This window comes from Guptibacillus hwajinpoensis (genome assembly GCF_005144865.1).
Lineage (GTDB): Bacteria > Bacillota > Bacilli > Bacillales > Guptibacillaceae > Guptibacillus > Guptibacillus hwajinpoensis_A.
Window position 1 is genome coordinate 1 of sequence record NZ_SWFM01000014.1, and the last position, 22,312, is coordinate 22,312.

At 40.9% G+C, this 22,312-nt stretch carries 21 protein-coding genes, 3 tRNA genes, 1 rRNA gene, 1 other RNA gene and 1 other annotated feature; of the genes, 22 read left to right on the top strand and 4 right to left on the bottom strand.

Features of this window, described 5'->3' with window-relative positions; translation table 11 throughout:
* Positions 1–5: 5 nt before the first annotated feature.
* Positions 6–122 (top strand): 5S ribosomal RNA (rrf, locus tag FBF83_RS20330).
* Positions 123–271: 149 nt separating this feature from the next.
* On the opposite strand, the gene FBF83_RS20335 is transcribed toward rrf, so the two are convergent.
* On the bottom strand, positions 272–1,231 hold the full coding sequence (locus tag FBF83_RS20335; RefSeq protein ID WP_136948918.1) for a YaaC family protein: 960 nt from the start codon (positions 1,229–1,231) through the stop codon (positions 272–274).
* A 116-nt stretch (positions 1,232–1,347) separates the two neighbouring features.
* Between FBF83_RS20335 and guaB the strand changes: the two genes are divergently transcribed.
* The 6 genes from guaB (at position 1,348) to FBF83_RS20365 (ending at position 8,202) form a co-directional block, all read left to right on the top strand.
* Positions 1,348–2,805 (top strand): IMP dehydrogenase, encoded by a 1,458-nt coding sequence (gene guaB, locus FBF83_RS20340; protein WP_136948919.1) that lies wholly within the window; start codon positions 1,348–1,350, stop codon positions 2,803–2,805.
* Between the two features lie 149 nt (positions 2,806–2,954).
* Entirely contained in the window at positions 2,955–4,298 is a 1,344-nt protein-coding gene (locus tag FBF83_RS20345; RefSeq protein WP_240688162.1) for a D-alanyl-D-alanine carboxypeptidase family protein, read from the top strand.
* Positions 4,299–4,482: 184 nt separating this feature from the next.
* Positions 4,483–5,370, top strand: a complete 888-nt coding sequence (pdxS, locus tag FBF83_RS20350; protein WP_136948920.1) for a pyridoxal 5'-phosphate synthase lyase subunit PdxS — start codon at positions 4,483–4,485, stop codon at positions 5,368–5,370.
* A gap of 74 nt (positions 5,371–5,444) precedes the next feature.
* Entirely contained in the window at positions 5,445–6,038 is a 594-nt protein-coding gene (gene pdxT / locus FBF83_RS20355; RefSeq protein WP_136948921.1) for a pyridoxal 5'-phosphate synthase glutaminase subunit PdxT, read from the top strand.
* A 66-nt stretch (positions 6,039–6,104) separates the two neighbouring features.
* Positions 6,105–6,310 (top strand) — a binding site (T-box leader).
* A 335-nt stretch (positions 6,311–6,645) separates the two neighbouring features.
* The gene (gene serS, locus FBF83_RS20360) at positions 6,646–7,920 is read left to right on the top strand and encodes a serine--tRNA ligase (RefSeq protein ID WP_136948922.1); all 1,275 of its coding nucleotides are present in this window, start codon (positions 6,646–6,648) and stop codon (positions 7,918–7,920) included.
* Between the two features lie 189 nt (positions 7,921–8,109).
* A tRNA-Ser gene (locus FBF83_RS20365) sits at positions 8,110–8,202 on the top strand.
* Between the two features lie 130 nt (positions 8,203–8,332).
* Here FBF83_RS20365 and FBF83_RS20370 read toward each other — a convergent pair.
* Both FBF83_RS20370 and FBF83_RS20375 read right to left on the bottom strand, forming a co-directional pair.
* Complete coding sequence (locus tag FBF83_RS20370; RefSeq protein WP_136948923.1) at positions 8,333–9,004, bottom strand: deoxynucleoside kinase; 672 nt, start codon at positions 9,002–9,004, stop codon at positions 8,333–8,335.
* Positions 9,001–9,642 (bottom strand): deoxynucleoside kinase, encoded by a 642-nt coding sequence (locus tag FBF83_RS20375; protein WP_136948924.1) that lies wholly within the window; start codon positions 9,640–9,642, stop codon positions 9,001–9,003. The genes FBF83_RS20370 and FBF83_RS20375 overlap by 4 nt, the downstream gene beginning before the upstream one ends.
* 180 nt (positions 9,643–9,822) lie before the next feature.
* Here FBF83_RS20375 and FBF83_RS20380 point away from each other — a divergent pair, with 180 nt between their 5' ends.
* From FBF83_RS20380 to FBF83_RS20410, 7 genes are all read left to right on the top strand, one after another.
* Positions 9,823–11,022: a cation:proton antiporter gene (locus FBF83_RS20380; RefSeq protein ID WP_136948925.1), complete on the top strand. Its 1,200-nt coding sequence runs from the start codon at positions 9,823–9,825 to the stop codon at positions 11,020–11,022.
* A gap of 534 nt (positions 11,023–11,556) precedes the next feature.
* A complete protein-coding gene (gene hppD, locus FBF83_RS20385) occupies positions 11,557–12,675 on the top strand; it encodes a 4-hydroxyphenylpyruvate dioxygenase (RefSeq protein WP_169525664.1) in 1,119 nt (372 codons plus the stop codon).
* 40 nt (positions 12,676–12,715) lie between these two features.
* Positions 12,716–13,345 carry a flavin reductase family protein gene (locus tag FBF83_RS20390; protein WP_136948926.1) on the top strand — a complete coding sequence of 210 codons (630 nt, stop codon included), beginning with the start codon at positions 12,716–12,718 and terminating at the stop codon, positions 13,343–13,345.
* A 5-nt stretch (positions 13,346–13,350) separates the two neighbouring features.
* Positions 13,351–14,256, top strand: a complete 906-nt coding sequence (locus tag FBF83_RS20395) for a fumarylacetoacetate hydrolase family protein (RefSeq protein ID WP_136948927.1) — start codon at positions 13,351–13,353, stop codon at positions 14,254–14,256.
* Positions 14,243–15,400, top strand: coding sequence for a homogentisate 1,2-dioxygenase (locus FBF83_RS20400; RefSeq protein WP_136948928.1), 1,158 nt, complete (start codon positions 14,243–14,245; stop codon positions 15,398–15,400). Before FBF83_RS20395 ends, FBF83_RS20400 begins: the two co-directional genes overlap by 14 nt.
* A 106-nt stretch (positions 15,401–15,506) precedes the next feature.
* Positions 15,507–15,582 (top strand) — tRNA-Arg (locus FBF83_RS20405).
* Positions 15,583–15,920: 338 nt separating this feature from the next.
* Complete coding sequence (locus FBF83_RS20410; protein WP_136948929.1) at positions 15,921–16,907, top strand: hypothetical protein; 987 nt, start codon at positions 15,921–15,923, stop codon at positions 16,905–16,907.
* Between the two features lie 37 nt (positions 16,908–16,944).
* Here the strand turns inward: FBF83_RS20410 and FBF83_RS20415 are convergent, their stop codons facing one another.
* The gene (locus FBF83_RS20415; RefSeq protein WP_136948930.1) at positions 16,945–17,559 is read right to left on the bottom strand and encodes an isochorismatase family cysteine hydrolase; all 615 of its coding nucleotides are present in this window, start codon (positions 17,557–17,559) and stop codon (positions 16,945–16,947) included.
* A 97-nt stretch (positions 17,560–17,656) separates the two neighbouring features.
* On the opposite strand from FBF83_RS20415, the gene tadA reads away from it, so the two are divergent.
* The 8 genes from tadA to FBF83_RS20455 all read left to right on the top strand — a co-directional run bounded on the left by tadA (position 17,657) and on the right by FBF83_RS20455 (position 22,063).
* Complete coding sequence (tadA, locus tag FBF83_RS20420; RefSeq protein ID WP_136948931.1) at positions 17,657–18,181, top strand: tRNA adenosine(34) deaminase TadA; 525 nt, start codon at positions 17,657–17,659, stop codon at positions 18,179–18,181.
* 42 nt (positions 18,182–18,223) lie between these two features.
* Positions 18,224–18,316: transfer RNA gene (locus FBF83_RS20425), tRNA-Ser, on the top strand.
* A 101-nt stretch (positions 18,317–18,417) separates the two neighbouring features.
* Positions 18,418–18,684, top strand: an RNA gene (ffs, locus tag FBF83_RS20430) — signal recognition particle sRNA large type.
* A 140-nt stretch (positions 18,685–18,824) separates the two neighbouring features.
* Positions 18,825–20,516 (top strand): DNA polymerase III subunit gamma/tau, encoded by a 1,692-nt coding sequence (gene dnaX, locus FBF83_RS20435; protein WP_136948932.1) that lies wholly within the window; start codon positions 18,825–18,827, stop codon positions 20,514–20,516.
* A 43-nt stretch (positions 20,517–20,559) separates the two neighbouring features.
* Positions 20,560–20,880, top strand: a complete 321-nt coding sequence (locus tag FBF83_RS20440) for a YbaB/EbfC family nucleoid-associated protein (protein WP_420875149.1) — start codon at positions 20,560–20,562, stop codon at positions 20,878–20,880.
* An 11-nt stretch (positions 20,881–20,891) separates the two neighbouring features.
* The gene (recR, locus tag FBF83_RS20445) at positions 20,892–21,488 is read left to right on the top strand and encodes a recombination mediator RecR (RefSeq protein WP_136948934.1); all 597 of its coding nucleotides are present in this window, start codon (positions 20,892–20,894) and stop codon (positions 21,486–21,488) included.
* A gap of 17 nt (positions 21,489–21,505) precedes the next feature.
* A complete protein-coding gene (locus tag FBF83_RS20450) occupies positions 21,506–21,721 on the top strand; it encodes a YaaL family protein (protein WP_136948935.1) in 216 nt (71 codons plus the stop codon).
* 75 nt (positions 21,722–21,796) lie between these two features.
* A complete protein-coding gene (locus FBF83_RS20455; RefSeq protein ID WP_136948936.1) occupies positions 21,797–22,063 on the top strand; it encodes a pro-sigmaK processing inhibitor BofA family protein in 267 nt (88 codons plus the stop codon).
* Positions 22,064–22,312 lie beyond the last annotated feature (249 nt).

A 22,312-nucleotide genomic window follows, 5' to 3' on the forward strand; every position in this document is an offset into this window, starting at 1 on the left:
TTTAGTCTAGTGATGATGGCGAAGAGGTCACACCCGTTCCCATGCCGAACACGGAAGTTAAGCTCTTCAGCGCCGATGGTAGTTGGGGGATCTCCCCCTGCAAGAGTAGGACGTCGCTGGGCAATTATGAGAAGTCAGAGATCAAATGGTCTCTGGCTTTTTTGTATGGTTTTTTAAGAAGCATTTATCTAACTTACGCTGCTTACAAACAGAATCGCGGATATAATCTCAAATTCGCGGATAAAGCCCCAATCACTTCATAAATACAAACTTATTTTCTCATTTCTAAGAATTCATAAAGTAAATCAGGGACTTTTTCAGATGTTACCTCTAGAAACTGCAATATAAATGGAAGATCTACAGACTCCTGTGTGTGAAAAAGGTCACCCCACCATTCCGTTTCATACCGACAAATCATACTTAGATTATAAAGGAGGAGATAGTGGGCCATGATTTCGGTAATTGGATTGTACTGTATCCTTTCTGCAGGAAGATATAGATCCTCATGGCTGGAAAGAAAGGGACGCTTAAATAATTCTTTTTTGAACCCTTCTTCAACTTTCAGTGTTAATAAATCACGGCTTTGTGTAAATACTTGTATTTCTCCTTTTATTTGCTGCTTAAGAAAAGATTCAAACCTCTCACCCGTCATATTGAGGGAGTCAAGAATGCTCGACTGAATTGTAAAAGAAGTTGGAGTGAGAGGTATTGCTCTATAGCAAATTACCTTGCCATTCATTCTTTCGAATAGTGAACTCATTTCAGGAATAAGTGATAATACTTCTTCCATTCTGTATTTTTCTCCTTCAACTTGTTTTATATGGAACATTTTCCTTGAAAAATATTCAAAGAGTCCATTCTTCTGCCCTTTCACTTCGTCTTGCATAAATGAATAATGACGCTTTTTACGTTTTCTAGAGGTTACACCGTGTGCAAGAACATGCGTATCTCCTGGATAATTTGGATCAAGAGTTAATAAACATGCTTTCAGTAGTTGAATCATTCCATAAAACAACAGGATTGGTTTTAATTCTGTTTCTGCAGAAGCTGCATGACGATAATACCGTTCACCATATTCAATGAAGTACATAAAACGATAGCAGGAATCATAACTTCTGCGTTCTGCATCTGGAATTTCAATGTTAGAATAACATTTTTTCAGATATTGCTGAACATATGAAGCTGATTGGAATTCATAGTTCGTTGTACGGTGATGTCCAGAATATCCCATAAGAACCCTCCATGTTTGATAATTCAAACTTATTCTATCTTTCTTGACAGTAGTTTAACCAATTGATAAGCTACTAATAAAATTTCGGACAAATCGATTAGAGGAGGATGAAAGGGATGTGGGAAACAAAATTTGCTAAAGAAGGGTTAACCTTCGATGATGTATTATTAACACCGGCTTTTTCAGACGTACTACCAAGAGAAGTATCTGTTAAAACTCAATTAACAAAGAACCTTGAGTTAAATGTTCCAATTATCAGTGCAGGAATGGATACAGTGACAGAAGCCCCTATGGCTATTTCAATGGCACGACAGGGTGGCCTTGGTATTATCCATAAAAGTATGTCAATCGAAGAGCAAGCAGAGCATGTTGATCGTGTTAAGCGTTCTGAGAGTGGTGTAATTACAGATCCTTTCTTTCTCACGCCAGAGCATCAAGTATTCGATGCTGAACATCTAATGGGCAAGTATCGTATTTCAGGTGTTCCAATCGTTAATGACGAACGAAAGCTAGTTGGCATCCTAACTAATCGTGATCTTCGGTTTATCGAAGATTATTCTATTCTAATTAAAGAAGTAATGACGAAAGAAAATCTTGTTACTGCTCCGGTTGGTACAACGTTAAAAGAAGCAGAACGTGTTCTTCAGAAGCACCGTATTGAAAAGCTCCCTCTAGTTGATGATGATGGCACTTTAAGAGGCCTTATTACTATTAAGGATATCGAGAAAGTCATTCAGTTCCCTCAGTCTGCCAAAGACAATAGAGGAAGACTACTTGTAGGTGCTGCAGTCGGCAATACAACTGATGCTTTAAAGCGAGTGGAGAAGCTAGTTGAAGCAGGCGTTGATGTAATCGTGCTTGACTCTGCACATGGTCATACAGAAGGTATCATGACTAAAGTTAGCGAAATACGCGCTGCATTCCCTGACCTATCTATCATTGCTGGGAACGTAGCAACAGCTGAAGGAACAAGAGCACTGATTGAAGCAGGAGCCGATGTTGTTAAAGTAGGTATCGGACCAGGATCTATTTGTACAACTCGTGTTATTGCAGGAGTTGGTGTACCACAAATTACAGCTATTTATGAATGTGCAACTGAAGCACGCAAGCACGGTATTAGCATCATAGCAGATGGAGGTATTAAGTTCTCTGGCGATATCGTTAAAGCCATTGCTGCAGGTGGGCACGCTGTTATGCTAGGTAGTATCCTTGCAGGCGTTGATGAAAGTCCGGGAGAGCGCGAAATTTACCAGGGTCGTCAATTCAAAGTTTATCGTGGTATGGGCTCAATTGGTGCTATGGAAAAAGGCAGTAAAGATCGTTATTTCCAGGAAAATATGTCTAAGCTCGTTCCTGAAGGAATTGAAGGACGAGTCCCGTATAAAGGACCGCTAAGCGATACAATTCATCAGTTAATTGGAGGTTTACGTTCTGGTATGGGCTACTGCGGAACGAGAACACTTAATTCTTTACGTGAAGATAGTCAGTTTGTCCGCATTACAGGTGCAGGGCTACGCGAGAGTCATCCACACGATGTTCAGGTAACGAAAGAAGCACCAAACTATTCGGTTTAATAGTACTTTTGACTGAAGTTTAGAAGCGTCTGTGACAAAAATAGATCAATACGTGCGAAAAGTAGATAGGGGGGCTTCCTCTATCTATTTTTTTAATTTTAGGTGTGATAGAATAGCGGTTATGTGAGACTTATTTGGAGGTGTAGGGGTTGAAAAACCTTGGTTTAAAAGCCATGATCGTAACTATGGCGTTTGTATTACTATTAGCAGGAACATTTGGTGGAGGCCGTATTGCAATGGCTGCAGAGGCACCAGAAATCAATGCAGAAGCAGCGATCTTAATCGATGCAAATTCAGGGAAAATTCTATATCAAAAAGATCCTGAACTAACGCTCTCACCTGCAAGTATGACAAAAATGATGTCGGAATATTTATTGCTTGAAGCAATTAGTAAAAACGAAATTGCATGGGATGACAAGGTTTCTATTAGCGAAACGATACATAAGCTCTCCCAAAATCGTTCTCTTTCCAATGTTCCACTTCGCGTAGATGAAAAATATACAGTAAAAGAATTGTATGAAGCTATGGCGATTTATTCTGCGAATGCAGCAACTATGTCACTTGCAGAACATCTAGCGGGAAGCGAAACGAAGTTTGTTGAAATGATGAACGCAAAAGCTAAAGAAATGGGTATGAAGGAATACAAATTTGTAAATAGCTCAGGGTTAAATAACAGAGATCTCCTTGGAAACCATCCTGCTGGAGACCCTGAAGAAGAAAATATGATGTCTGCTCGTTCAACTGGACTTCTTGCTTATCATCTTCTAAAGGACTTCCCTGAAGTACTTGAAACAACGAGTACGCCGGTTAAGAAATTCCGTGAAGGTACAGATGATGAAATTGTAATGAAGAACTGGAATTGGCTTCTTCCATCGCTTATTTATGCTAATAAATATTCTGTAGATGGAATTGATGGACTTAAAACAGGATCGACTGATCTTGCAGGCTATGCATTTACCGGAACTGCAAAGCAGGGTGACATGCGCTTAATTTCAGTTGTGATGAAGACGGATTCTTATGAAGCACGCTTTAATGAAACAGCTAAATTATTGAATTTTGGTTTCGACCAATTTGAATCACAAACAATTATTACAAAAGGCGATAAAGCAAAAGATAATTCAACAGTTCCTGTTGTAAAAGGTAAAGAGAAAGAAGTTAGTGTAGCTGCAGGAGAATCATTTAGTGCAGTAACAGAAAAGGATACTGAACAACCTTATGAGCTAAGCTATGAACTTGATCAGTCATTGTTAACAGAAGATGGGGAACTTACTGCGCCAATTAAAGAAGGCGATAAAGTTGGTCAAGTGGTTTTGAAATCGACTGGCAAGGACTTTGGTTACATCACAGGTGATAACGGTACGTCTGTTCCGCTTACAGCAACAGATTCTATTGAAAAAGCTGGTTGGTTTACACTATCAATGCGCGCAATTGGTGGTTTCTTCGGAGGCATCTGGACGAGTGCAGCGGATGCAGTAAAAGGGTTATTTAGTTAATAAAAACAGAAAGTTTTGGAAAAAATACTCTTCGATTACCATATCGGGGAGTATTTTTCTAAATCTTTTACGAAATCAACGCACATGTGATAGGACAAGTCCTTAAAAAATGTTACAATAAAGGCGTTTGATAGATAGTTGTAAGAAAAAAACGTTTTCTACTATAGATATGGGAGGAATATAGATGAATCAACAAACAGGTACAGATCGTGTAAAACGTGGTATGGCTGAAATGCAAAAAGGCGGCGTCATTATGGACGTTATCAATGCAGAGCAGGCAAAGATTGCAGAGGAAGCTGGTGCAGTAGCAGTCATGGCACTTGAGCGCGTTCCTTCTGACATTCGTGCAGCAGGTGGCGTAGCGCGTATGGCTGATCCTACAATTGTAGAGGAAGTTGTGAATGCTGTTTCTATTCCAGTTATGGCAAAATGCCGTATCGGACATATCGTGGAAGCTCGTGTTCTTGAATCAATGGGCGTTGACTACATCGATGAGAGTGAAGTATTAACTCCTGTTGACGAAGAATACCATCTTGATAAGCGCAAGTACACTGTTCCTTTCGTATGTGGTGCACGTAACCTAGGTGAAGCACTGCGCCGCGTAGGTGAAGGTGCTGCAATGCTTCGTACAAAGGGTGAGCCTGGAACAGGAAACGTTGTTGAAGCTGTTCGTCATCAGCGTCTAATTCAATCCCAAATTCGTAAAATTTCAAGCATGTCTGAAGACGAACTAATGACTGAAGCGAAGAACCTTCAGGCTCCATTTGAGCTTCTTCTTCAAATTAAAGAGCTTGGACGTCTTCCGGTTGTTAACTTCGCTGCTGGTGGTATTGCAACTCCTGCAGATGCAGCCCTAATGATGGAACTTGGTTCTGACGGCGTATTCGTTGGTTCTGGAATTTTCAAATCTGATAATCCTGAGAAGTTTGCTAAAGCTATTGTAGAAGCAACAACTCACTATCAAGATTATGAATTGATTGCAAATATCTCTAAGAACCTTGGAATCGCAATGCCAGGTATTGAAATTTCTTCACTTAAACCAACAGAGCGTATGCAAGAGCGCGGCTGGTAAAAACATTGATCCCCCACCTGAGCAACGTAAGGTGGGGGTCTTGCTTAGATTAGACATAAGGAGTCGAGAGCATTATGGTGAAAGTCGGAGTCCTTGGACTGCAGGGAGCAATCCGTGAACATGTGAAAGCACTTGAAACGAAAGAAGCCGAGATCGTAGTTGTAAAACGCGTTGAGCAGCTTGAGGACTTAGATGGTCTTGTGTTGCCAGGTGGAGAAAGTACAACGATGCGTCGATTAATTGATCAATATGGATTTCTTGAGCCTTTAAAGGCATTTGCTGCTGAAAAGCCTATCTTTGGTACTTGCGCAGGTCTTATTCTTCTGTCAGAACGTGTTGAGGGACTTGAAGGGTCTCATATTGGAGTGATGAATGTGACTGCTAAGCGTAACGCATTCGGGCGCCAACGTGAAAGCTTTGAAGCACCATTGCCTGTTGAAGGGTTAGATGAAGACTTTATTGGCGTGTTTATTCGTGCTCCATATATTGAAGAAGTAGGAGAAAATGTTGAAGTGCTTGCTACATTTAACGAGAAAATTGTCGCTGCACGAGACGGACGTTTCCTTGCATGTGCTTTCCATCCAGAGTTAACGGATGATGATCGTATGCATCAAATGTTTATTGATATGGTTCTTGAGTTTAAAAAAGAAGGACTTGCAACAGAGTAAATTTTCGTGTAAATTATTACGTACCAAGTAGCAGAGCATAAAATCTCTGCCTGAGACGAATGATAAACGAAAACGTTGACGGGAAATAGTAATAGATGTTCAATGCAAAGAGAGTCGATGTGTGGTGTGAATCGATCATTGAACCCTGTGAATCCATCCCTGAGTAGAAGGCTGAAATAAAGTAGGCCATCTCGGAGCAGACCGTTATTCTGTTAAGAGGCAGGCAATTGTCTGCAATCAGGGTGGCAACGCGGGTAGCTCTCGTCCCTTTATAGGGGATGGGGGCTTTTTTGTATTCAAAATTCTAAAAGATTGTTGTTTTGAAAAGGGATTTTTATAAAAATCCACACATCAAAGTTGATTGGAGTGGAAGGTGCTCGACTCCTGAGGGATTAGCGGGACAGGTGAGACCCCACAGGCGCACCTTAAGCGCGCCGAGGAGGCTCACCGCCCGCCCCGCGGAAAGCGAGCATCCTGCAGCGGAAATCAACCACTACTCTTATTGCTAAAGCAACAATGTTTATGAAAAAGTCATTCATAAACATCTAGCCTATACCCAAGATTTGTCCGTTAACTCGTTTATCATTCTAAAAAAGGAGGAACAAGCATGATTGATTTAAAGTATTTGCGTAAGAATTTTGAAGAAGTAAAAACGAAGTTATCTAAGCGTGGGGAAGATCTAGTAGGTCTTGATCGTTTTGAGGAACTCGATCAGCGCAGAAGAGATCTTATTGCAGAGACTGAGCAGTTAAAAGGAAAGCGTAATGAAGTTTCCAAGAACGTAGCTGCTTTTAAACGAGAAAAGAAAGATGCGGATCACTTAATTACAGAAATGCGTGAAGTAGGCGATAAGATTAAGACGATTGATGAAGAACTGCGCACTGTTGAAACAGAACTTGAGCAAATTCTTCTTCAAATTCCGAACATCCCTCACGAAAGCGTTCCTGTTGGCGAAACAGAAGACGATAATATTGAAATACGTACGTGGGGAGAGAAAAAGGAATTTACTTACGAGGCAAAGCCCCATTGGGATATTGCGACAGATCTTAATATCATTAATTTTGAACGTGCTGCAAAAGTTACAGGTAGTCGATTTGCTTTCTATAAAGGAGCAGGAGCACGCTTAGAACGTTCCCTTATTAACTTCATGATGGATCTACACGAATCTGAGCATGGTTATGAGGAAATTCTTCCTCCATACCTTGTGAACCGTGAGAGCATGACTGGTACAGGTCAGTTACCTAAATTTGAAGAAGATGCTTTCAAAATTCGCGAAGAAGATTATTTCTTAATTCCAACAGCAGAAGTACCAGTTACAAACTTCCATCGTGATGAGATTATGGATGTGGAAGAACTACCACTTGCTTACACAGCATACAGTGCATGTTTCCGTTCTGAAGCGGGATCTGCTGGTCGAGATACACGTGGATTAATTCGTCAGCATCAGTTTAACAAGGTAGAGCTTGTTCGCTTTGTTAAGCCAGAAGATTCTTATGATGAACTTGAGAAGCTAACAGGACACGCTGAGAAGGTGCTTCAGCTACTTGAACTACCTTATCGCGTGATGAGCATGTGTACTGGAGATCTTGGATTTACAGCAGCTAAAAAATACGATATCGAAGTTTGGATTCCAAGCTATGGAACGTACCGAGAAATTTCTTCTTGTAGTAACTTTGAAGATTTCCAGGCACGTCGTGCAGGCATTCGATTCCGTAGAGAGAAAAATGGGAAGCCGGAATTCCTTCATACATTGAACGGATCTGGCCTAGCAATTGGAAGAACAGTTGCAGCAATACTTGAGAACTATCAGCAGGAAGACGGTTCTGTCATCGTTCCAGAAGTCCTTCGTCCATATATGGGTGGCCGTGAAGTCATTAAGTAATGTTTATAAAGAGCAGAGAAATTTCTCTGCTCTTTATTTTTGAAAAGAAGTAGTGTATAGTAAGAGAGGTTGATTTGGTCAACAATTTAAGTGAATCAAATTCTTTTAAAAAAGTTTTGAGATATTGTTGACTTTGTTTTAAGACGGTGATATTATATTACTTGTCGCAGTTAGTTACTAACTTCACACGGAGGAATACCCAAGTCTGGCTGAAGGGATCGGTCTTGAAAACCGACAGGGGCTTAATCGCCCGCGGGGGTTCGAATCCCTCTTCCTCCTCCATTTACTAATTAATAACCAACGCGCATATAATTTGGAGATTATATCTAACCACTGTCATCGCCGACAGTGGTTTTTTTATGTTGAAAAATAAGCATAACAAAAAAGCTATCCATTATGGATAGCTTTTTAATTACGATCTATTTAATGAAGGAATCTGATGGAACTTCTGCTCGATACGCTTTAAGATAAGTTCTACAGAAGAAGGATCATTAACGAGATCATACTCATTAATGTTTAAACGAAGGATTGGACACGCATTAAAGCTGTCAATCCAGTTTGTGTAACGCTGATACATTTCTTCCCAATATTCAGTAGGAGTTTGCTGCTCCATTGGACGTCCACGTTCTTTGATGCGATCTACTACATCATCAAATGATCCTTCAAGGTAGATCATCAAGTCAGGATGTGGGAAGAAGGGTGTCATCACCATTGATTGGAAAAGGTTTGTGTACGTTTCGTAGTCTACGCTCGACATAGTGCCTTTTTCGTAATGCATCTTCGCGAAAATGCCTGTATCTTCATAAATCGAGCGGTCTTGTACAAACCCGCCTCCATATTCGAACATTCTTTTCTGTTCCTTGAACCGTTCCGCAAGAAAATAGATTTGCAAGTGAAAGCTCCAGCGAGAAAAGTCGTTATAGAACTTTTCAAGGTATGGGTTGTTGTCTACTTTCTCTAGGGAAGTTCTAAATTGTAGTGCATTTGCAAGGGCGTTGGTAATCGTTGATTTGCCTACGCCTACTGTACCGGCAATGGTAATAACGGCGTCCTGCGGGATGTTGTATTTCTCTCTGAGGTTCATTTAACACGGTCTCCTTCTTTCAATGTTTGTTCGAGGGTTTGGAAGATCGTGTGCAAATCCTGCTGATTAGACACAAAATCCATCTCGTCGCCATTGAAACGTAGCACTGGAATATCCGGATGGTGTGCTTCGAATTCTTGCATAAATCGTTCATAATCAGAAGAAAGACGTTCAAGATAAGCGGGATCGATGCTTTTCTCAATCTGTCTTCCTCTTTGTGAGATACGATTTAATAGCGTTTCAAGGCTAGCATTTAAATAAATGATAACGTTCGGTTCAGGCATTCCCTCGGTTAAGATGTCATAAATCTTCATGTATTTAGAAAAGTGCTTGTCACTGAGCGTTTGTTGGGCGAAAATTTTATTCTTAAAAATGTGGTAATCAGAAATAACGGGAAGCTGCTTTGATAGATAATGCTTATCCATCTCTTCTAATTGTTTGTATCGATGGCTGAGAAAAAACATCTCGGTTTGGAAGCTCCACTCTTCAATGTCATCGTAAAATTTACCTAGAAATGGATTCTCTTCTACGATTTCTTGAAAGAGTTCGAATTTGTAATGAGCAGAGAGTGCTCGAGATAGAGAAGTCTTTCCAACACCGATCGGGCCTTCGACGGCAATAAATGGGGTCTGGTTCATACGTATCCTCCTCCGTCGTTTCTATAGCAGACCTTACTTATCTTTTAATAGACAAAGCTTATTGTAGCATAGACCTAGGACTGTTGACAGGGTTAAAACATGCAACTTAGAGGTAAATAAAGCCTGCCTGTTTAATCCCTATCATCAAGGGGAATTTAGCAAATGGAAAGGAGTGGAATAATGGATTCTCATCAAATTTTGATTCTTTTATTTATCGGTTACTTAGTCTACACAATTGATAATAAACAAAAAAACTTTCCGGCTCCACTTGTCTTGCTTTTACTTGGTATTGCTTTATCTTTTTTTCCCTTTTTTACGAATGTACATATTACAAAAGAAATTATATTTGAATGGTTTCTACCAGCACTTCTCTTTATATCAGCGTATCAGTTTCCGTTCACGCATTTAAAAAAGCATGCTGGCATTATTGCTGCATTAAGCACTGTGGGGCTTCTACTCAGTGCACTTCTTCTTGGTACTCTATTATATGCGATAAGTGGTCCGTTTCTATCCCTATCATTTGTTGGGGCGTTATTAATTGCGTCAATTCTAACTCCAACTGACCCGGTCTCTGTTGTATCGATATTAAAAAAGGCGTCGAAAGATCCAAAGATAGCTGACGTTGTAGAAGGGGAGTCGATGGTGAACGATGGGACAAGTATTGTTCTTTACACTGTCATAGCTTCCATGTATCTAGACGGAGAACGTTTTTCAATTACTTCTTTTTCGTATGATTTTATTCTAGTATCCCTCGGTGGAATAGCCATTGGTGCATTATTTGGCTGGATCGTATGCAGGGCCATTTATTTTACTCATCAACGGCAATATCAGGTCATGCTCAGTATCGTTCTCGCTTACGGGAGTTTTTATGTAGCAGAAAAACTTGGTGTGTCAGGTGTCCTTTCTGTTGTAGCAGCTGGGATTATACTCTCATACGAACTTGATGGCTTTATTAAGGAATCCCACTACAGAGAATACTTAAATAGTTTCTGGGAGGTAGTTGAACCAAGCATATTAGCTCTAATCTTTTTATTAATAGGCATTGAGACAACAAACTATCTCGACTTTAATAACTGGGCTTTCGCAGGCATTATTTTCTTAAGTTCCGTGGTCGTTCGCTTCCTCGTTCTTACAGGCATCATTAAATCTTTTTCAAGCTGGAGAAATGAGTTTAATTGGAAGGATATCTCTCTTGTTACTTGGTCCGGTATTCGGGGCACAATGTCTGTCGCATTGTTACTTGGTTTGGAATCAGAGTACGGGTCTGCGAACGGAACAGTGATTTCACTTGCCTTTGGTGCTGTTTTGCTCTCGCTTGTTTTTCAAAGTTTAACGATCTATCCACTTTCGAGTTATTTTGAGAGGAAGACCGGCGAATAACTGGTCTTTTTGTTTTGTTTTTATTGGTTCCAGTACCTGTCGGGTCTAAACGGGCGCTTTCGCCTTTCATGAGATCTAGCTGCAGCGCCCAGCCCCTCGGTCACTTCACCCTTCACCTCGAACACCAAGACCGTGTTCAATTTGAAGGGTTCCAGTGCCTTTCGGGTCTAAACGGGCGCTTTCGCCTTTCATGAGATCCAGCTGCAGCGCCCAGCCCCTCGGTCACTTCACCCTTCACCTCGAACACCAAGACCGTGTTCAATTTGAAGGGTTCCAGTGCCTTTCGGGTCTGAACGGGCGCTTTCGCCTTTCATGAGATCTAGCTGCAGCGCCCAGCCCCTCGGTCACTTCACCCTTCACCTCGAACACCAAGACCGTGTTCAATTTGAAGGGTTCCAGTGCCTTTCGGGTCTGAACGGGCGCTTTCGCCTTTCATTACATAGAAGCGTTATGGCTTTAACAAGGACTCTTGAAAGGAAGTGGAAAAAGCTATACGTTTAAGCTGAGTGACAAACTAAATTTGGAGGGATCATTATGCAGGAACAGATGTTGAATCAAAACCAGCAGGGTACCGCTGACTTTTTCCCCGTACGTGATGTTGATTATTTGGAGCTTTATGTAGGTAACGCAAAGCAGGCGAGTCATTATTTTTGTAAGGCGTTTGGTTTTAAACCTGTGGCTTATTCAGGTCTAGAAACAGGGGATCGTGAGAAGGTTTCTTATGTTTTGCAACAAAACAATATTCGACTCGTTCTTTCGGGTGCACTGTCTAATGATCATCCAATTGCAGAGTTTGTTAAATTACATGGAGACGGTGTGAAGGATATTGCTCTCACTGTGGATAATGTTGAAAGGGCTTACAAAGAAGCTTCCAAGCGGGGGGCGATTGAACTTAGTCCGCCAAAAGAATATAAGGATGAACATGGTGTTGTGAAGATGGCGGTTATAGGAACATACGGTGATACCATTCACACACTTGTTGAACGTAAAAACTATCCCGGCATTTTCCTCCCAGGATATAAACGATTTGAAGGATCAATTCCTTCTGAGGAAACAGGATTAATTGGTATTGATCACTGCGTCGGCAATGTTGAATCAATGGAAGAATGGGTTTCATATTATGAGAACGTTATGGGATTTAAACAAATGATTCATTTTGATGATGAGGATATTAGCACAGAGTATTCTGCTTTAATGTCGAAAGTTATGCATAATGGTGGCCGAATTAAATTTCCTATTAATGAGCCTGCGAATGGGAAGCGTAAATCGCAAATTCAGGAGTACCTTGATTACTATAATGGACCTGGGGTTCAACATATCGCTGTTCTTACAAATGATATTGTTGAGACGGTTGGTAAACTTCGTGAAGGTGGCGTAGAGTTTCTTGAAACACCAGATGAGTACTATGAAGAATTGACGGAACGAGTAGGGGAGATTGACGAGGAGATTAGTAAGCTTCGTGAATTGAAAATATTGGTGGATAGCGATGATGAAGGTTATCTTCTGCAAATTTTTGCAAAGCCTGTTGTTGATCGTCCGACACTCTTTATTGAAATTATTCAGCGAAAAGGAGCAAAAGGCTTCGGTGAGGGTAACTTTAAAGCATTATTTCAGGCGATTGAGCGGGAGCAGGAACGTCGAGGCAACTTATAGAAGATAGCATCATCATACTTATGAAGGAGTTGCCCGTCTCATGAAAGTACAACCAGATACGTTAGCCTGGAAAGAAGCTTATAAGTTATTAATTGGATCAGTAGTACCTCGTCCGATAGCTTTTGTTTCAAGTATGGATCGTAACGGCGATGTTAATCTAGCACCGTTTAGTTTTTTTACTGGGATTTGTGCAGACCCGATGATGGTTTGTTTTGCTCCAATGCGAAAAACAGGTGAAGGGGGCAAAAAAGATACCCTTCTAAATATTGAAGATACTAAGGAATTTGTCATAAATATTGTTAGCGAGAAAATCGCTGAACAAATGAATGAATGTGCTACACCATTTGAAAAAGGAACAGATGAGTTTGTCGCTTCTGGACTTACGAAAGAGCATAGTGAGCTTGTTGGTCCACCACGTGTGAAAGAAAGCGACGTTCAACTTGAATGTATTCTTGATCAAGTTGTCGAATTTGGCGATCACGAAGGTTCTGGAAGTTTGGTTATTGGCAAAGTTGTTATGGTTCACATCCGTGACGAATTATACGATGATGGCAAAATCAATACTGAGAAACTGAATCCTGTTGGACGTTTAGCAGGTCAGGAGTATACTCGTGCAGCAGCAGATACGTTTACATTAATTCGAAAAACAACGGCTAATGAAAAGAGCTGAGAACGTTGAAATTCGTTACATTTGAAGTAGACGGTAGAATACAAGCAGGTATAGTTCATGATAATCGGGTTGTTAGTTTGCATCAGGCATCGAATGGAGCTATTCCAGAAAATTTAATAGATATCATTCAAGCTTTCGAACGATACCAAACTTTTATTGAAGAATTACCTAACACGGGATATGAATTGAAAGATGTTACGCTACATGCACCCATTCCACGCCCTTTGAGCATAAGAGATTTTTATGCGTTTGAGGAACATGTACTAAGTGCGAGAGGGAAAAGAGGACTGGGTGTTGTTCCAGAATGGTATGAGCTACCTGTGTTTTATTTCTCAAATCATCTAGCGGTAAAAGGGCCTAGTGAAGTTATTCACCGACCTCGTACATGTGAAAAGCTCGATTATGAGCTTGAAATAGCATGCGTAATTGGAAAAGAAGGTCGGAATATCAAAGCTGGACAGGCAGCTGAGTATATTTTCGGGTTTATGATTATGAACGATTGGAGCGCACGTGACCTTCAAGCAAAGGAAATGAAGGTTGGGCTAGGTCCTGCAAAAGGAAAAGATTTTGCTACTTCGTTTGGGCCATTTCTCGTTACAAAAGAAGAACTTCCGTTAGAACATGGTGACCTTAATCTTAAGATGGAAGCATTTGTTAACGGAGAGCGTTATTCCTTGGGAAATGCGAAAGACATGTATTATTCATTTAGTGAGATTATTGAACAGGCTTCAAAAAATGTAACGTTATATCCTGGTGAAGTGATTGGCTCAGGTACGGTAGGCAGTGGTTGTATTCTGGAACAAATGGAGCGTAACTGGCTCGTACCAGGTGACAAGGTAGATCTCTCGATTGATCATCTTGGAACACTTTCAAATATCATAGGAGAGGAGGAAGAGGATGGTTTATTATAAGAAAATGGGTGAGATTCCACATAAACGCCATACCACATTTAAGAAAAAAGATGGATCGCTTTATCGTGAGCAGGTGATGGGAACGAAAGGGTTTTCTGGCGTCCAATCGATCCTATATCATCATCATTTCCCGACTGCAGTAAAGGAAGCAGCCTTTCTTAAAAGTACGCTGCCAGAGTTTGAATCGAATAGTGCACTTCGACATCGTCATTTTCGAACCGCACAATGTGACACAAAAGGAGATGCAATTGTCGATCGGTGTTATTTCCTGGGGAATGAAGATGTCCTACTAGGTATTATGAACCCTACTGAAAAAATGGATTACTTTTACCGTAATGGTGACGGAGATGAGCTTTTCTTCGTGCATCATGGCACCGGGAAAATCGAAACGATGTTTGGCGAGATGACGTATGGTCCTGGTGATTATATCGTAATCCCAATAGGTACGATCTATCGGGTTATTCCTGAAGGGGTAGATAATCGCTGGCTCGTTATTGAAGCAAACAGTGCCATTACAACACCTCGGCGGTATCGAAATGAATATGGCCAGTTAATGGAACATAGCCCATTTTGTGAACGTGATATTAGTGGACCAGGTCGCCTCGTCTCTTATGATCAAAAAGGTGATTTCGAAGTGGTGACGAAAACAAGAGGTGGACTACACCGTCATGTATTCGATCACCATCCGCTCGATGTAGTCGGATGGGATGGTTACCTGTATCCATGGAAATTTAATATCAATGATTTTGAACCAATTACAGGACGCGTTCATCAACCGCCTCCTGTGCACCAAACGTTTGAAGGAAATAATTTCGTAGTATGCTCATTTGTACCGAGGCTATATGATTACCATCCAGAGTCGATTCCAGCACCTTATTTTCATAGTAATGTCGACAGCGATGAAGTGCTCTACTATGTCGAAGGAAACTTTATGAGCCGTAAAGGTATTGAGGAATCTTCAATCACTTTACATCCATCAGGTATTCCACACGGTCCGCACCCAGGAAAAATCGAAGCAAGTATCGGCAAAAAAGAGACTCTAGAGCTTGCAGTTATGGTTGATACCTTTCGACCTCTTAAGGTTATTGAACAGGTACATCAATATGAAGATACAAACTATATGCAAAGCTGGGTAACAGAATAGCCAATTGGGGGAAATGTTCGGAATCGCGTGGTCAAACGATCACGCGATTATTATCGTTTAATACTCTTTTGCTTTTGAACAACTTACTGTATAATATTACTCATTCGGCCCCGTAGCTCAGGGGATAGAGCAACGGTTTCCTAAACCGCAGGTCGGAGGTTCGATTCCTCTCGGGGCCACCATTTAAATCCTTATGCTGTAAGGGTTTTTTATTTTGTTTAGTTTCTTCATATACATATAATAACTATGAATGACGTGTAGGGCTTCCCTGCGCGTCTTATTTTTGTGTGTTATATCCTATTAAAAAGAAGATTTGTTTTTCTAGTAGAAAAGGAAGTGACAAATAATTAAGTAGGAGAAGAGTGAGAAGTGATAGCATTGAACAAATGCCTTATTCAGAAAGAAATTAATTGGTTCGTTATTGTTGTTGAATAATGATATTCATTGTTAAAAAATTCAAGCTAAAGGACTTTAAAGGTGATATGATAGAAGGAGTATGGAGAGTTGGGAGGCTTTCAAGTTGGACGATTGGAAAGGTGCTTTGGCCGAGCTATTTCGAGCCGTTGGAATCAATCTTAAATCTGAGCTTGCTCCCATGGTTGATGGTTTGCAATCTTTTTTCTCAGACAACCCGTGGGGACAGCTTTTCTTATTATTATTTATTCTTCTCATAGCTGCTCAGGGCATGAGCTCTATTGCTAGACTTTATGACCGTGCTTTCAGACAAACTATTGAGCGGAAGATGGAGACGAATTCCCATCTACATTATTTCTTTAAAGAATTTTTACATCATAAACGCTCAGAAGGTTGGATGAATGATTCGTCCTGGCAACAAAAAGAATTACAGCGTTTTGATTTATATGAGCTTGAATGGTTGAATAATGAGCTCTCGACTGCTGAAGGTGATTTTCGTGATTATCGCCCGCAGACGTTTTTTGCTGGTATTCTTTTCTCGCTTTTTGCACTCTTACTCGTTTGGTACTATGAGTGGACAATTTTTGAAAAAGAAATTTTGGCAATCTTATTACCTGTGCTTATTGTTACGTGGTGCATGGGACTTGTTTTCTACAAAATTGGCATTAAAAAACGGTTCTATCGATCGTTGAGTACGAGTGTGAAACTCGCTATCTCGACGAAAAAAGTACAGGATGTTATGATCTATATCGATTCTGATTTAAAGCGATACAAAACGGAGCGTGTGACAACAGATGGTGGGTATTATGAAGTTGTGCGCTGTATGTCGTGTTTGTATCATTCGAACTATCTTGAGAAAGTTCGTTTTCAAATTAATGACACAGTCCTTGCCTTTACGGCAAAAGAACGTGTTATTGAGGTAACAGTAAGTAGTGAATATGGCAATACGTTTCTAATTGATCGTCTCGAATTCCGGGACGGCTACTGCCAGAGCCTGCGCAAGGGAAGCAAACTTTTTGATGATAAATTAATGGTAACTTATTTAAATGCTGCATTTGAGCAGCGTCCCGCATATTTTCAAACAAGCTCTTAATAATTCACCCTCTCTTCTATAGAAGAGAGGTTTTTCTTTACCCATCGTATGAAGTAAACGTTTGTCGCTGAGTCGCTTGTTCAATAAGAGTTGTAAGGTTTAGCTTAGTAGAGGGATCTATATTCGCCTTTAAGTTTCCTTTCATTAATCTCAGAGCGTATTCATTATCTTCTTCAAGGTTAGAAGCACAGCAATCGGACGGGATGTAAAGATCGTACTCCCTCATATAAGCATCGTTTGCAGTGAAGAGTACGCATATGTTTCCAGCAAATCCTGTTAGTATCAGTGTCTTTACATTCAAGAACTTTAATAATGAAGAGAGTGGTGTAGAAAAGAATCCAGAATGCTTAGGCTTCACAACTGTATAATCATCATCTTCTGGCTCAAGTCGATCAACGAGATGCTGTCCATTAGCTTTTGCGGCATAATTGATTACTTTCTTGAAATCAGATTGCCACATTCCGTAATTATCATTCACATAGATAACAGGAATACCCGCTGATTTACCCTCTTTCTTTAGCGAAGCAATCGAGTCAGCCGTTTTCTCGGTATAGCGAGCAAGTAGTTCGGCATCATCAAAATCCATTGTGTTAATCACATCGATTAATAAGAGAGCGACAGAGGTCTTATTCTCGTTTTGTTCTTTGCTCATTTAGATTCCTCTCCTTATAATAGGAATAGAGAATGAAATTATAAGTAGTTTACCCCAATCATTTAGTAGATAAAACGATCAAGAAGGAGTAACCGCTATGCATATTCAACGTCAAAGAGACGAACAATTTATGATGGCAGCCATTCGTGAGGCAGAGAAAGCTGAATCCATTGGTGAAGTACCAATAGGGGCAGTGATTGTGAAAGATGATCGCATTATTGCATCAGCCTATAATTTACGAGAAACGGCACAGCGGTCTGTAGCACATGCAGAATTGCTCGCGATTGACGATGCCTGCAAAGAAGTTGGTTCATGGCGTCTAACAGGATGTACATTATATGTGACACTTGAACCATGTGCGATGTGTAGCGGCGCAATTGTTCTATCAAGGGTTGAGCGGGTTGTGTATGGCGCTTACGATCCAAAAGGTGGCTGTGCCGGAACGTTAATGAACCTACTTGATGATAACCGTTTTAATCATCAAGCTGAGGTAACGGCAGGGGTTTTAGAGGAAGAGTGTGGTAGCATGTTATCACGTTTTTTCCGTGCATTAAGGGAAGTACGAAAAGAGAAGAAAAAGCGCGCTAAACAGCAAAGTGCATGCGTTGAAAAACAAGAATAAGCATGTTATAGTGTTTTCTGTGCCAATTAGGCATCGACGGATGGAGGCGTACCCAAGTTTGGCTGAAGGGGGCTGACTCGAAATCAGTTAGGACGTTCACGCGTCGCGGGGGTTCAAATCCTCTCGCCTCCGCCATTTACAATCATTGGTGTATCCAAACCTATTGCTAAAAAGGTAAAAACGCGTTATACTATATTTTGCACCGTTCGAGTGCACTAACATTATTATCAAATTTGCCGTGCTAGGTGGGGAATTAGCGGTGCCCTGTACTCGCAATCCGCTATAGCGAGACTGAATCCCTTCCCGAGGTTTAGCCACTGCAGGGTCTGCCCTGAATAAGTGGTGTTGACATTCGGGTCCTGCGCAACAGAGTCCTATGAACCCTGTCAGGTCCGGAAGGAAGCAGCAGTAAGTAGGTACCCTCTGTGTGCCGCGGGAGTGCCCGGATCGAGCTAACTGTTCAGGTAACGCCTGTGGTGGCTTTATCAAAGGAAGGTGCACGGTTTACTTAATTAAATGTCCAAGCTCACTCTTATACAAGGGTGAGTTTTTTAGTGTCTTTTATAATTGATTGCCTTTTGAATTAGAGAGCTCAAGAAGGTATAATAGAAAAGTATGAAGAGGTTAGGAGGAGAGTAGGCGAATGAGTTACCAGGCGCTATACCGTGTCTGGCGCCCACAAACGTTTGAAGATGTGGTTGGCCAGAAACACGTAACAAGAACAATTCAAAACGCACTCATGCAGCAAAAAATCTCTCACGCCTATTTGTTTACAGGACCTCGAGGAACGGGAAAAACAAGTGCTGCTAAAATTATTGCGAAAGCGATCAACTGTGAGAAAGCACCGGTAGCTGAACCATGTAATGAATGTTCAGCTTGCTTGGGCATAACCGATGGTTCAATTTCAGATGTAATCGAGATTGATGCTGCGTCTAATACAGGGGTCGACGATATACGGGATATCCGTGATAAGGTGAAGTATGCACCGAGTTCTGTTTCTTATAAGGTGTATATTATTGATGAGGTGCACATGCTTTCAACAGGAGCATTCAATGCACTTCTCAAAACGCTTGAAGAACCGCCAAAGCATGTCGTATTTATCCTGGCGACAACTGAACCGCATAAAATACCGCTAACCATCATTTCACGATGTCAGCGATTTGATATGAGGCGAATTACTGCTCAAGATATAGTTGGCCGCTTGGAAACCATTATCGAAGCTCAAGATATTCAAGTAGAAGAGGATGCGCTCTATCAGGTAGCTCGAGCTGCTGATGGAGGAATGCGTGATGCGTTAAGTATTCTCGACCAAGCGATATCTTATAGTGAAGCAAACGTTGTATTAGATGATGTCCTCGCCGTTACAGGAAGCGTGTCTCAGAAAATGATTTCCAAAATTGCGATGGCCTTTTACAACAAAGATGTTGCGGAAGCGTTAAATGCTGTTGAGGAGTTAATGGACCACGGTAAGGATGCAGCACGCTTTATTGAAGACTTGATTTATTATTACCGTGATTTACTTTTGTATCAAACAGCTCCACAACTAGAAGAAGTTGTCGAACGAGTAAAAATCGATGAAACGTTTGAACAGTTGGGGAACAATTGCGCAAAAGAATGGATCTATGCGGTTATTGAAACGTTAAATCGAAGTCAACAAGAAATGAAGTGGACGAACCATCCTCGTATTTTTCTTGAATTAGCGCTTGTACAAATTTGTCAGGAAGAGACGAGTAGCCAGGCTGCAGGTCAAGATCAAAGTGAGCTCCTTGATCGAATCCAGAAACTTGAGAATGAACTAAACACGTTGAAGGAAAAAGGCATTACGGTTAAGCAATCAGAAGATTCACAGGAAGCAAAACCGAAGAAACAATTTAAACCTTCTCGACAGAAATCTGGCGTGTCTCATGGTAAAATAAAAGAGATGCTGAAGAAAGCAACAAAGCAGGATCTAATGAAAGTGAAAAGTGTCTGGGGAGAAGTAATGGAAAACGTTCGTCAGGAAAAAGTCTCGGCTCACGCCTGGTTAAAGGATAGTGAACCTGTGGCGTCCACTGAGAATGCGTTTCTATTATCATTCCAATATGACATGCATTGCCAAATGGCAACAAAGGATAATATTCGTGGAACGCTCGAGCAAGTGTTATCTCGAACGCTTGGCAAGCAACTAGAGATGGTTGCGATTGTTGAAGAAGAGTGGAAGCAAGTTCGCACCGAGTTCTTGAAAACAAGAGACGAGCCAGAAACGACTAAAGAAGGCGAAGAACCTGCAGAAGATCCTTTGATTGCAGAAGCAAGGCGCTTAGTAGGCGATGACTTGTTAGATATTCAAACTTAAAATTTTAATTACAAATAAGGAGGAATTTTTTATGAAACGTGGCATGGGTGGCGGAGGAAACATGAATAACATGATGAAGCAAATGCAGAAGATGCAGAAGGATATGGCAAAGGCTCAGGAAGAACTGAAAGATAAAATCGTTGAAGGTTCAGCTGGCGGCGGTATGGTTGTTGTAAAAGCTAATGGTCATAAAGAAATTCTTGAAGTTATTGTTAAAGAAGAAGTTGTTGATCCAGATGACATCGATATGCTTCAAGATCTAGTTCTTGCTGCAACAAATGATGCTCTTCGCAATGTAGACGAGTTAGTGAACAAAGACATGGGTAAATTCACGCAGGGTCTTAATATGCCTGGAATGTTTTAGGGGGAATGCAAGTGCATTATCCTGAACCGATATCAAAACTGATCGACAGTTTTATGAAATTGCCGGGAATTGGACCAAAAACGGCGGTCCGCCTGGCTTTTTTCGTTCTTGAAATGAATGACGACGATGTACTTGATTTTGGTAAGGCGTTAGTTAACGCAAAGCGTCAGCTCACGTATTGTTCAATTTGCAATCACATCACGGATACAGATCCTTGTCGGATTTGTTCAGACAGTCATCGAGACGAGTCAATTATCTGTGTTGTTCAAGACGCCAAAGATGTTATCGCGATTGAGAAAATGAAAGATTACACAGGTCTCTATCATGTTCTTCATGGTGCGATTTCTCCTGTAGAAGGAATTGGACCGGAAGATATTAAAGTGCCGGAGCTATTGAAGCGGCTGCAGGATGATAAAGTGACGGAAATAATTCTAGCTACAGACCCTACAATAGAAGGGGAAGCAACTGCGATGTATATTGCACGCCTTGTGAAACCAACAGGAATTCGCATTACGCGCATTGCGCACGGTCTTCCGGTTGGCGGTGATCTTGAGTACGCTGATGAAGTTACGCTCTCCAAAGCAATGGAAGGTCGTCGTGAGCTGTAGGATCAGGAGGGAACAAAATGCTCTTCAAACGTAAAGGTTATTTACGAAAACAAGCTGATGAGAGTTTGCTACAAACGCTTCATGAATTAAAAGATGTTTGGAACAAACAAAAAGAAATCGTGGAGCGCAGTGTAGAGCCTTCCGGAGCTGTTCTTGCGAAGCTTAAAGTTGATGAAGCAAAATACTTCTTTCTATTAAAAGAAGCAAAACGCCGTAAGATAAGAATGGGATAGTGTTAAACTTCCCGTTCTTTTTTATTTGGACAAACATAAGCTTTACTAATTCTGAAAAAAGAGCGGAGGTCTGCTATGGATCCTAAACTCGTCATCGGACTGTTTATCTTATGTATTGTTTTGCTTCTATTTATTGGAGCTCCCCTAAAGCCGATGCGCTGGATCGGACAGGGATTGATCAAACTTGCGATTGGAGCTCTATTACTGTTTTTCTTAAATACGTTTGGAACGCCCTTTGATCTTCATGTACCAATAAATCCAGGAACAGCATTTGTTACTGGTTTTCTAGGAGTTCCCGGCCTTGTAGCACTTGCCGCAATTGAGCTTATCATTATAGGTTAGGAAGAGAGGACTCGTTGATAAATGAGTCCTTTTTGTTTTTCTGAAATAATTTTACGAAAAGGGGTTGCATATCAAAAGTAACCCTGATATAGTTATATAAGTCGCCGACACAACGCGGTTGACGCAAAAAAGAATTTAAAAAGTTGTTGACGGAAACTGAGTTAATATGGTATATTAATAAAGTCGCTGAAAACGACATTGAAAGAAACGAATCGATCTTTGAAAACTGAACGAAACGCCATGTAAGTA